The organism is Paraglaciecola sp., from assembly GCF_030730205.1.
In the GTDB taxonomy this organism is placed as follows: Bacteria; Pseudomonadota; Gammaproteobacteria; order Enterobacterales; family Alteromonadaceae; genus Paraglaciecola.
In genome coordinates this window covers 60,301-71,770 of record NZ_JANQVQ010000288.1, presented here as the reverse complement: position 1 = coordinate 71,770, position 11,470 = coordinate 60,301, and the positions used below count along the sequence as shown (strand labels likewise).

8 protein-coding genes are annotated in these 11,470 nt (G+C 45.9%); 1 reads left to right on the top strand and 7 read right to left on the bottom strand.

Going from position 1 to position 11,470, the window contains the following annotated elements:
* The 7 genes from NWQ57_RS18480 to NWQ57_RS18450 form a co-directional block, all read right to left on the bottom strand.
* A partial coding sequence (locus NWQ57_RS18480; RefSeq protein ID WP_306023647.1) for an O-acetylhomoserine aminocarboxypropyltransferase/cysteine synthase family protein occupies positions 1-887 on the bottom strand: 887 nt, incomplete at its 3' end.
* Between the two features lie 98 nt (positions 888-985).
* Positions 986-4,135, bottom strand: coding sequence for an efflux RND transporter permease subunit (locus NWQ57_RS18475; RefSeq protein WP_306023646.1), 3,150 nt, complete (start codon positions 4,133-4,135; stop codon positions 986-988).
* On the bottom strand, positions 4,132-5,649 hold the full coding sequence (locus NWQ57_RS18470) for an efflux RND transporter periplasmic adaptor subunit (protein ID WP_306023645.1): 1,518 nt from the start codon (positions 5,647-5,649) through the stop codon (positions 4,132-4,134). The genes NWQ57_RS18475 and NWQ57_RS18470 overlap by 4 nt, the downstream gene beginning before the upstream one ends.
* A complete protein-coding gene (locus tag NWQ57_RS18465) occupies positions 5,646-7,037 on the bottom strand; it encodes a TolC family protein (protein ID WP_306023644.1) in 1,392 nt (463 codons plus the stop codon). Before NWQ57_RS18465 ends, NWQ57_RS18470 begins: the two co-directional genes overlap by 4 nt.
* 109 nt (positions 7,038-7,146) lie before the next feature.
* The gene (locus NWQ57_RS18460) at positions 7,147-7,521 is read right to left on the bottom strand and encodes a hypothetical protein (RefSeq protein ID WP_306023643.1); all 375 of its coding nucleotides are present in this window, start codon (positions 7,519-7,521) and stop codon (positions 7,147-7,149) included.
* Positions 7,522-7,612: 91 nt separating this feature from the next.
* Entirely contained in the window at positions 7,613-8,965 is a 1,353-nt protein-coding gene (xseA, locus tag NWQ57_RS18455) for an exodeoxyribonuclease VII large subunit (RefSeq protein ID WP_306023642.1), read from the bottom strand.
* Between the two features lie 147 nt (positions 8,966-9,112).
* Positions 9,113-9,676: an outer membrane beta-barrel protein gene (locus NWQ57_RS18450; protein ID WP_306023641.1), complete on the bottom strand. Its 564-nt coding sequence runs from the start codon at positions 9,674-9,676 to the stop codon at positions 9,113-9,115.
* Positions 9,677-10,002: 326 nt separating this feature from the next.
* Between NWQ57_RS18450 and guaB the strand changes: the two genes are divergently transcribed.
* Positions 10,003-11,470: IMP dehydrogenase (guaB, locus tag NWQ57_RS18445; RefSeq protein ID WP_306023640.1), on the top strand; the 1,468-nt coding region annotated here is incomplete at its 3' end.

Below are 11,470 nucleotides of genomic sequence, written 5' to 3'. Positions count from 1 at the left end.
CTGCAATGGCGCTCCATTCTTAAGCTTAGGGTTTCTAAACCTTGTAGTAGCAAAAACGCACTTTGCGGCGCAAGGGCAGCACCGGTGTTTCGCAGGGGCACTACGCGGCAACGGCCAATAAAGGCGGCAGGGCCAAACGCCTCGGTATACACAACGCCGTGATACGATGGGTCAGGTTCGTTCAGCAGCGCAAAACGTTTTTTATTGGCTACCCAATCAAATTTACCCGAGTCAATGATCACTCCACCAATGGTGGTGCCATGGCCGCCGATATATTTAGTTAACGAGTGGATCACAATATCAGCGCCGTGGTCAAAAGCCCGACATAAAACTGGCGTCGCTACGGTGTTATCTACGATTAATGGCACGCCATGTTTATGGGCAATGTCCGCTAAGGCTTGTAAATCAACAATATTCCCTGCTGGATTACCGATAGATTCACAAAAAAGCGCTTTGGTGTTGTCATCAATCAGAGCCTCTAAACCGGCAAAATCGTCAAAGGCAGCCATGCGTACTTCAACGCCTTGACGTGGCAGAGTATGCGCAAATAAATTGTACGTTCCGCCATATAATTGGCTGGTACTGACGATGTTATCGCCTACTTGAGTGAGCGCCTGAATGGCATAAGTAATTGCAGCCATGCCTGAGGCTACTGCCAAAGCGCCAATACCACCTTCAATTGCCGCTAGGCGCTGCTCTAACACGTTGGTGGTTGGGTTCATAATACGAGTGTAAATATTTCCAGCGACTTTTAAGTCAAATAAATCAGCGCCGTGCTGGGTATTGTCAAAGGTATAAGAGGTGGTTTGATAAATAGGCACCGCGGCCGCTTTGGTTGTCGCCTCTGATTCGTAGCCGTGATGTAATGCGAGTGACTCAAGTTTCATGTTCGTTCCCTTGTGTGAAAGTTGGCACTGACATTTACTCCCGTTAACATCAGTGCGCCCATTGAAGGAAAAACTCTAACATTTAGCCATCTAGATATCTAAGTGTTGGGTTGCTTATTTTTAGTACTTTTTGTTAAAAATTGCTGCCAAAGCATATAAACGACGGGGACTAAAATGAGTGACAACAGTAAAGCGCTGAACATACCGCCTACCATGGGCGCAGCGATGCGGCTCATAATTTCTGAGCCCGTACCAGAGCCCACCATCACAGGCAGTAAACCTAATATAACAGTGGCCACAGTCATCACTATCGGTCTGATGCGCATCCCTGCACCTTGCTCAATCGCTTGGATCAGTTGCTTGTTATTTAATGGTGAGGCGCTATCAGGCGAAGCCGACTGTATTTGCTGATAAGACTGATTGAGGTACACCACCATCAAAACCCCAATCTCAATAGCCACACCCGCCAGCGCAATAAAACCGACGCCGACTGCCACTGATAAATTAAAATTCAGCAGATAAACTAGCCACAAACCGCCAATCAGGGCAAAGGGCAGAGTGAGCATGATCATCGCCACTTCAGCCAAACGACGAAAGCTCAAATACAATAAAATTATAATAATGGCTAAGGTAAGAGGCACGACATAAGCCAGCTTTTGTTTGGCTCTTTGCATATATTCGTATTGACCTGCCCAGCTTAAGCTATAACCAACAGGTAACGTTAACGAGTTGGCTAAGGCTTGAGTTGCACGGTCGACATAGCCACCAATGTCTGTATTGGCATCGAGGTCGATATAGATCCAGCCATTGATCCGAGCATTTTCACTTTTTATGCCAGGCGCGCCATCTTCTATGTACACCTTAGCCACGTCAGCCAGTGCGATATGCTGGCCCGATGGGGTGACAATAGGCAGGAGTGCCAACTGTTCGGGACTATCTCGATAATCTTGCGGGTAGCGCAGATTAATAGGATAACGCTCTAAGCCCTCAACCGACTGACTGACGTTCAAACCACCAATAGCGGTGGCGACAACTTGTTGCACATCGGCAATATTTAACGCGTAACGAGCGGCTAAATCACGGTTAATATCGACTTTGATATAGCGTCCTCCTGCTACTCTTTCTGCATAAACAGAGGCCGTGCCAGGCAAGGCGCCCAATATCTTTTCTATTTTTTGTCCGATGCCTTGAATGACATTTAGATCGCCACCAGCTACCTTAATGCCAACAGGGGTTTTAATCCCAGTCGCGAGCATATCAATGCGGGTTTTAATGGGCATGACCCAAGCATTGCTTAAACCTGGAAATTGCACAACTTGGTTGAGTTCGTCCCTCAATTGCTCGGTGGTTAAACCGGTTCGCCATTGATTTTTAGGTTTAAATTGAATAAAGGTTTCAATCATGGTCAGCGGCGCCGGATCGGTCGCTGTGTCAGCTCTGCCAATTTTGCCAAATACCGTTAAAACCTCTGGGACGGTATAAATTAACTTGTCGGTTTGTTGTAATATTTGCCGCGCCTCACCCACCGACAGTCCTGCGTAAGTAGTAGGCATGTACATCAAGTCACCTTCATCCAAAGGTGGAATAAATTCGGTGCCTAATTTAGTCAAGGGGTAAAAGCCAACCATCGCCACAAGTACAAAAACCATGAGTGTCGTTTTTGGATAAGCTAATACCTTATGCAGCAGAGGCAGGTATAAAGCGACTAATACGCGGTTAAGTGGGTTGCGTTTTTCGCTTAGTATTTTGCCGCGAATAAAGTAACCCATTAACACTGGAATAAGGGTAACAGCTAAACCTGCTGAGGCGGCCATCGCAAAGGTTTTGGTATAGGCCAGCGGGGCAAACATCTTGCCCTCTTGGGCTTCAAGAATAAACACAGGTAAAAAGCTTACGGTAATGATCAGTAAGCTAAAAAATAGCGCAGGGCCGACTTCACTGGCAGATTTAGCCACAATATGCCAGCGATTTTCAGGTGTCAGCGGCGTACGCTCAATGTGTTTATGCATATTTTCAATCAATACAATGGCACCATCGGTCATGGCGCCAATGGCAATCGCAATACCGCCCAAAGACATAATATTGGCGTTGATACCTTGCCAATACATGATCACAAAGGCCATGAGTATGCCAAGGGGTAAACTGATGACAGCAACTAAGGATGAGCGTAAATGAAATAAAAAAGCCGCACATACTAAGGCCACTATCAATAATTCTTCCGCCAGTTTTGACCATAAATTATTAACCGCACTGCTAATCAGTTCGGAGCGATCATAAACAGTAACCACCTCAACACCTTTGGGCAAGCTGGCTTGTAAACGCTTTAATTTTGCCTTTACCCCTTCAATTGTTTGCTGAGCATTGCCGCCAGAACGCATGACAATAATGCCACTGGCCACTTCTCCTTCACCATTGAGTTCAGCGATCCCGCGGCGCATTTGTGGGCCTAAGTGAATATCGGCTACGTCACGTAACTGTAAGGGGGTGCCTTGTGCATTGAGACCCAAAGGAATCGCGGCTAAGTCTTCTAGGTTTTCAATGTAGCCATTGGTAACAACCATGTACTCAGCTTCAGCCATTTCAATTACTGAGGCGCCGACGATGTGATTACCTTGAGTGATCGCCCGTTGAATATGGCTAAGCGGTATGTTGTAGGCTCGCAATTTATTTGGGTCAACCGTGACTTGATATTGCTTGACCATACCGCCTAGGCTTGCCACTTCAGAAACCCCCGGTACGGTTTGCAATTCAAATTTTAAAAACCAATCTTGAATGGCCCGAAGCTGACTTAAATCGTGCTGGCCGGTGCGATCAACCAAAGCGTATAAATACACCCAGCCTACGCCAGTTGCATCAGGGCCTATTTGCGGTTTGGCGGCATCGGGTAAGGTGCCAGATACTTGTGACAAATACTCCAATACACGGCTTCTAGCCCAATACGCATCGGTTTTGTCATCAAAAATCACATAAACATACGAGTCGCCAAAAAACGAAAACCCCCTCACTGTACTGGCACCAGGTACGGATAACATAGCGCTGGTTAGGGGGTAAGTGACTTGGTCTTCTACTACTTGTGGGGATTGCCCGGGGTAGGAGGTTTTAATGATGACCTGCACATCAGATAAATCTGGAATGGCGTCTATTGGCGTATTTTTAATGGCGAAGAGTCCGGCACCAATCATTATCACGGTGCACAGTAAAACAAAAATACGGTTGGTCACCGACCAATGAATAATACGCTCAATCATAAGCTGTCACCCTCATCAATGATCATCAGCTGTACGATAATAAATTCACTTTCTTGCTCAGCATTTTGGTGTATTTCAAAGGTAAAATGGATACGTTGTTGAGGTGCTAAGTCATTAATGCTGAGGTGGTCGGCTAAGGTAAAATCCATGGTGGTAGCGGGGCGCTGCCATTTTTCAATAGCGTCTCTGGCGATCGTTAAAATACGGCCTTCACTATCAATATTCACAATAGTGCCATTAACCATCGCACTGGGTACATCGGGGTTCATGTTGTCAGCCATCGCCATGTCAGCCATGACTGGTTGATGGAACACATGCTCTTTATGCTCCATACGTTTAAAGTCAGAGCTAATGCTGCTTTCTGAATCAAGTAGAAATTGCGCTGAGGTGACGATGGTATCGCCCTCTGCAAGTCCAGTTAGTATTTGTGCTTTGTCGTGACTGAGCATACCAAGTTGCACGGCAACAGACTTAAATTGGCCATCACCTAAGGCTAATACTACGCGGTCTTGTTTACCTGTGCGTATCACAGCTTCACGGGGCACAACTAAAGTAGGCGTTTGAGATAGAGCTTGAATACTAATCTGTGCAAACATGTTAGGTTTAAGCTTGCGCTGCGGGTTGTCGAACCTCAATCTTACTCTTACGGTGCGGGTTAAGGGATCGAGAGTGGGATAGATATAATCCAGTTTTCCATGCCATGATTCTCCGGGCAAAAAGCCAAGGGTCATGGTGGCACTTAAATCTGCTTTTACCATTGCCGCTTGGCGCTCAAAAATTTCAGCTTCTACCCATACTTCGTCTAAGGCACCAATCGACAATAAGGTGGTGCCTGGTTTAACGTAAAATCCCTCACGAATATTTAGGTTATCTACTACTCCAGATTGCGGAGCAGTAAAAATTACCGTTTGCTGCACTTGGTTAGTTTTAGCCAGTTTTTCAATACTTTTTAACGGCATTTGCAAGGCTAACAGTCGGGCGGTTGAGGCTTCTATTAGACTGGTGTTTTGGCGTTTTTGTGCCAGTAAAAACTCTTCTTGCGCATTCACTAATTGTGGCGAGTAAAGCGCATACAGCGCCTCGTCTTTGCTTACCTGCTGGCCCGTTGTGGTGACATACAGTTTATCTACCCATCCTTCAATCCGCGGATGAATATGCACCAACGAATCTTCGTTGTATTGCACATATCCGACAGTTTCGATACTGAGATCTAAACGTTCACGGCTAACTTTGGCGCTTCGAAGCCCTAAATTATTGACGACATGGGGTTTGATTTTGACGATACCTTCATCGGCGTTTTTCTGCTGCTCAGCAAACACCGGCACGAGCTCCATGCCCATAGGCGACTTGCCAGGTTTATCCCGCCGATAATTCGCATCCATCGGCGCTACCCAATATAAGGGCTGTTGCTCATGGGTGTCTGCTGGACTTGGCTCTGATGACCATTGCAACATAGTGAAAGTCAGTGCACTACCCACCACGATGCCACCGATGCCGGTATTGATGATCTTCATGGTTGTTCACCTCTGTTTTGGGCGTTGTTTATGCGGTCAGTCGAGGCTGCTGCATCATTAAAATAGTAATCGAGTTGCACTAGGCTTAATGCATGGGCAGTGTGTAGTTGAATTAATTCAAGTTCGGTATTGAGCTGGGCAATGTTGGCGCGCATAACATCACTGAAATTACCATCATCAGTGGTATAGGCCGTTAAAGCGGCTTCAGACTGTTCTGCCATTTGCGGTAGGATCTTGGTTTCATAGTGTTCGATACGTTGGTTGATACTGTCGAAAGTTTGCCAAGTACTCTGCAATTGCGCTAGCAAAGAACGCAGCGCGAGTAATTTATCGGTTTTTACTGACTCAGCTTGCAGGCGCGAAGCGAGCAGCGCCTTATCTTGTTTTTGGGCAGTAAAAAAAGGGATATCCACACTCACACCAATCGAAAAAAAGTCAGCGCGGTCATTTCCTAGGGGGTCATTATCCCGCAAGGCATAACTGGCGTTAACGGCCCATTGAGGTTGATATTGTTGCTGGGCAATTTGAATGGCACTGCGTGATACCTTAATTTGTTGCTCGATTGCCAATATTGCAGGATGTTGGGCTAAACGTTGAGCCAATGCACTGCGATCTTGTTGCCTCAACAGGTGTTCAATAGCTGGTTCAAGGGTTGGTAGGCTTGGCCATGCCCGGTTGTAGTCGGGCATATCCATATCAATCCACTGGCTGTTTAATTGCACCCCTGTATACAGCCATTGGCTAAGTTTGGCTAGGTTGGTTGCTCTATCGGCTATTGAAGCACTCAGTCTGTCCTCTAAACGTGCCAGTTCAAGTTGTGCGTTGACAATATCTTGTTGACGCGTGCTGCCTTGAGCTGACGAATAATGGGCTTCGACGATTTCAACGAGTTGCAAAAACAAAGGTCGACTTTGTTCAATGATCTTGATGCGTTGCTGGGTACTGACCATCGTTAACCACAACTCTGCTACCATCACCTTAATTTTGGCCTGTCTGTCTTGGCGTAAATAGGGGTGTTGCGCAGCCTGTTGACGCATTTGCTGTCTTTTAAGGCTAAGGCTGTCACCACGGGACAACTGTTGGCTCAGCCCAACTTTGAATTGGGTCATGGGCTCTTGATTAAATCGAAAGGTGTCAGTGGGTAAATTAGCCAGGCCAACAGAGATAAGCGGGTCGGGCAAGGTTGCAGCAGCATCACTGCTTGCGATGAGTGCTTGTTCTTGCAAACGATTTCCAGCCAGCCACGGATCATTTTCTATAGCAAGTTGCTGGACTTGCGACAAGCTCAGCTCAGCCGCATTAGCGGTATAGGGCAGTACTAAAAAACTTAAATAACAAACCTTGCAAAAAAAACTAGCTGCGATAGGTAAATTGGTAGAGTAAAACATGGTCGATTCTCTTTCTCACCAGCGCACCCAAAAATAATGGTGCCCCTGGAAGTTTGGTTTAATTATGAGGACGAAAAGGCCCTTAAAAATTAGATAGATCTAGGGTGAGTTAAATCGATTGAGGGGGTTTTTGCTGTTGCTGAATAAAGGTAGTTAGGCTAGAAAATTGATAATGCTCAAGTAGGGTGTTACTCATTTTGCGGGCCTTGTGATGAGCACAATTGAGTAACAATACAGTGAAGCAGGCACTACTTGGGCAGTGGCAATCTGATGCACAGCATTCATCGTCTGCCTCAGAGTGATTTTGATTTTTTGCAGTGCTTTGAGGCATTTCATGACAGGGCATGTCGGGGGACTCCGCCGTCATACTCGTTGATGAACTGGTGTTGACATCGAGTGGGCACGCCATCGCAGACACAGTCAACCACTGGCTTAGCAGAAGCACTGTTATCAATACATAATGGGTAAACCACTTGCGTTTCATGTTTAAACGGACTTGCCTTTTGTAGTTCAACGGTAGCCTTACTGACTTACTTTAACCGAGTATCGCCGCAGAGTCATGCCCTTCGTTGCGTTTACTTATTTGGCTTTATGCTTAAAATTTCGCTGTTCACCTCACCATCAACAAAACGAGTAGTGAGTTTATCGCCTTGATTTAACTGCCTGACACTTTTCACAATCTTTTGCTGTTTAAAGTTAATACTGTAACCCCTCGCGAGCGTAGCAAGTGGACTAACGGTATCTAACAGTTGCCCCGCATTGGCTAATCGTTGATGTTTATTTTCAAGCAGCTTACGCCATTGATTCAGCAAGCGTTGCTCAAACTCATTGACTGATTTGAGCCGCTGAGCTACCCCTTTTTGCGGATTATTCAGGCTTAAACGCTGGCTTAGATTTTGTTGTTTGACCTTTTCTGTGGCAACACGCGCGACCATATTTTTTTCTAAGCGCTGGCTCAATTGATCCACCGCTTGAAATTTTTGCTCAAGTTGTTTTTGTGGATGATTACGCTGCAATCGTTGCAACATCAAGGTTTGCTCGTAGCCTAGCTCGTTTAACCTAGCACGAAAACGTTTGCTTAATTGTTGCTGCAGGGTATTAATCGCGAGTACTAAAGCGCTTTGATCGCGGCTGACTAATTCAGCGGCTGCAGAGGGGGTAGGAGCACGCAAGTCAGCGACAAAATCGGCTATGCTCACATCCACTTCATGCCCGACCGCACTGACAATGGGAACCGTCGAGTTGAAAATCGCACGGGCAACACTTTCATGGTTAAAGCACCATAAGTCTTCGAGTGAGCCACCGCCGCGGCCTACAATCAACACCTGCACTTCCTTGCGCCTATTCGCTATTTGAATGGCATGGCAGATTTGAGTCACCGCCGCCTCTCCTTGCACTTGGGTAGGATAAATTACCACCTCGATGGCGGGGTTACGTCGCTTAAGTACCGTAAGAATGTCGTGCAAAGCTGCGCCAGTGGCAGACGTTATCACCCCCACTTTTGAAATGGCTTCTGGTAAGGCTTGTTTATGCTGGTGCGCAAATAATCCCTCGGCGGCCAATTTGATTTTTAATTGGTCAAATTGTTGTTTGAGCTGACCTTCACCCTCAGGCTCCATGAAATCAACGATTAGCTGATAGTCTCCACGTGGCTCATATAAACTGATATTGGCACGTACTAAAATTTTGTCGCCTTCTTTAGGGCGTTGACTAACACGTTGATTGGCGCCTTTAAACATGGCGGCTTTTATCTGCGCTCGTTCATCTTTTAAGGTGAAATACCAATGCCCTGAGCTTGCTGCGACAAAATTAGAAATTTCTGCCGACAACCAAATTTGTCCAATTTCGGTTTCTAGCACATTTTTGGCTAAGCGGTTTAGTTTACTAACAGTAAGCACTGCGCGAGTGGCAGATTGAGGGTGGGGCATCAGGCATCACTGGCTTGAAAAATCATGCTAAAAGTCTACCTGCTAATAAAGAGGCATACCACCTCAAAATTATGCTTTATGATTGTTTCTCCAATGCAAAAAAAAAGGAGCACCGCTTGGTGCCCCTTGGTGTTGTCATAGTAAAAGTTAGAACATGTATTGAATTGACACCGATGCCACGTCTAAATCAGGATCAATGTCATCTTCTAGTTCAAAACGCTCATATTCGATACGGGCTTGGATGTTTTTAGTAAACGAATATTGCAAGCCTGCGCCGTAAAAAATGTCTCCTCCATCCTGTGAAGACGTCACCGTGCCTACTGCCGGAATATCTGCACTTACATCAGCGTCCCATTCAAACCACCCGCCTTTAGCAAAGATTGAAAGGTTTTCAGTTAGTGGTAATGACGCAATCGCGGCAAGTGACAAACCATCAATTTCGGCGTTGTTGTCTATGTCGTTAGCTTCATCAAAATTTTGGTAGGCTAACTCAAGGCTAATGTAGCGATTAAATTGCGCGCCGATGTAGCCTTTTAGTACCGCTGAGTCATCATCAAAATCAATGTCATTTTCGCGGTCTTCAAATTGAATAGAGTATTGGCCGTAACCTGCACCTACATAAATGCCTGGTGCATCCATTTCAGCTTGAGCTGCGCCAGATAGGCCTAAAAACGCTAAAGAAAGTGCCGAAAGTGATAAGATCTTTTTCATGGTAAAACTCCTGTATTTATTAAAAAGAACTGGTTTATTCAAAACAGTTGCAGAGCCTATTGCAGAGCGTATGCCAAGTTTACATTGCACGTATTTCAGGCAAAAAAGCGCTGTTTTAGATAAAAAATAAACAAATCGAACGAAATTTATGCGTCGAACAAAGGGGCCAATTGTAACGGTTTCGCTGTCGTGTAATTTTTACAAGGTGGGTTTAACCGCAAATATTGGGTTTAATCAGCAGAAAAAGTAGTTTGCTAGTTTACCTTATGGCTTAATTCCGCTAGAATCGCGCCGCAATTAAAACCCCCTTTAAAGGTGAAAATTGCATGTTACGGATCGCCAAAGAAGCCCTAACGTTTGACGACGTTTTGATCGTACCCGGGCACTCTACTGTCCTCCCTCATACCGCAGAATTGAAGACTCAATTAACTCGTGGTGTAAGCTTAAATATTCCCCTTGTTTCTGCTGCTATGGATACTGTATCCGAAGCGCGTTTAGCTATTGCTTTGGCGCAAGAAGGTGGTATGGGTTTTATTCATAAAAATATGACTCCAGAACAACAAGCTGAGCACGTTCGTATTGTTAAAAAATACGAAAGCGGCGTGATCTCTGATCCGGTTACCGTGCTACATACTGCCACAATAGGAGAAGTGAACGCCTTAGGACTACAGCATGGATTTTCTGGCTTTCCGGTAGTGGATGAAGACAATAACCTCATTGGTATTGTGACTGGTCGAGATTTACGTTTCGAAAAACGTTTCGACCAGCCTATCAGTAGCGTCATGACTCAGAAAAAAGACTTAGTTACCGTCAAAGAAGGGGCTAAGTCAGAATTAGTGCTTGAGTTAATGCACGAACACCGCATTGAAAAAATTCTGGTCGTGGATGATGCCTTTAAATTAACGGGCATGATTACCGTAAAAGATTTCCAAAAAGCCGAAAGTAAACCCAATGCTTGTAAAGATGAGCGTGGCCGCCTACGCGTGGGCGCTGCGGTGAGTGTTGGCCCGGGCACAGATGAACGTATCGCCCTGTTAGTTGAGGCGGGGGTTGATGTGCTTTTGATTGATACTTCACACGGTCATTCACAGGGTGTAATTGACCGCGTTAGGAAGGTACGGGATGCTTATCCAGATGTTCAGCTTATTGCCGGTAACGTCGCAACAGGCGAAGGCGCTAAAGCGTTAGCAGATGCAGGTGTGGATGCGGTAAAAGTGGGGATCGGCCCCGGCTCGATTTGTACTACTCGCATAGTAACAGGTTGTGGTGTACCACAAATCACCGCAGTATCTGATGCCGTCGAAGCATTAAAAGGGACGGGTATTCCGGTAATCGCTGATGGCGGCATTCGATTCTCAGGTGATATCGCTAAAGCTATCGTCGCTGGAGCGAGTTCTGTGATGGTAGGCAGTATGTTAGCCGGTACGGAAGAAGCGCCCGGTGAAGTAGAACTTTACCAAGGCCGTTACTATAAGTCTTATCGTGGTATGGGCTCGTTAGGGGCCATGAATCAAAACAATGGTTCTTCAGACCGTTACTTCCAAGACAGTAAAAATGCTGAAAAATTAGTCCCTGAAGGCATTGAAGGTCGTGTGGCTTATAAAGGCCCGATTGCGACTATTATTCATCAGCAAATGGGCGGTTTACGTTCAGCCATGGGCTTAACGGGCTCTGCGACTATTGACGAACTGCGCACCAAGCCGATGTTTGTAAAAGTCACCGCTGCGGGTATGGGCGAGTCCCATGTGCATGATGTAAGCATTACCAAAGAAGCGCCAAACTACCGATTAGGTT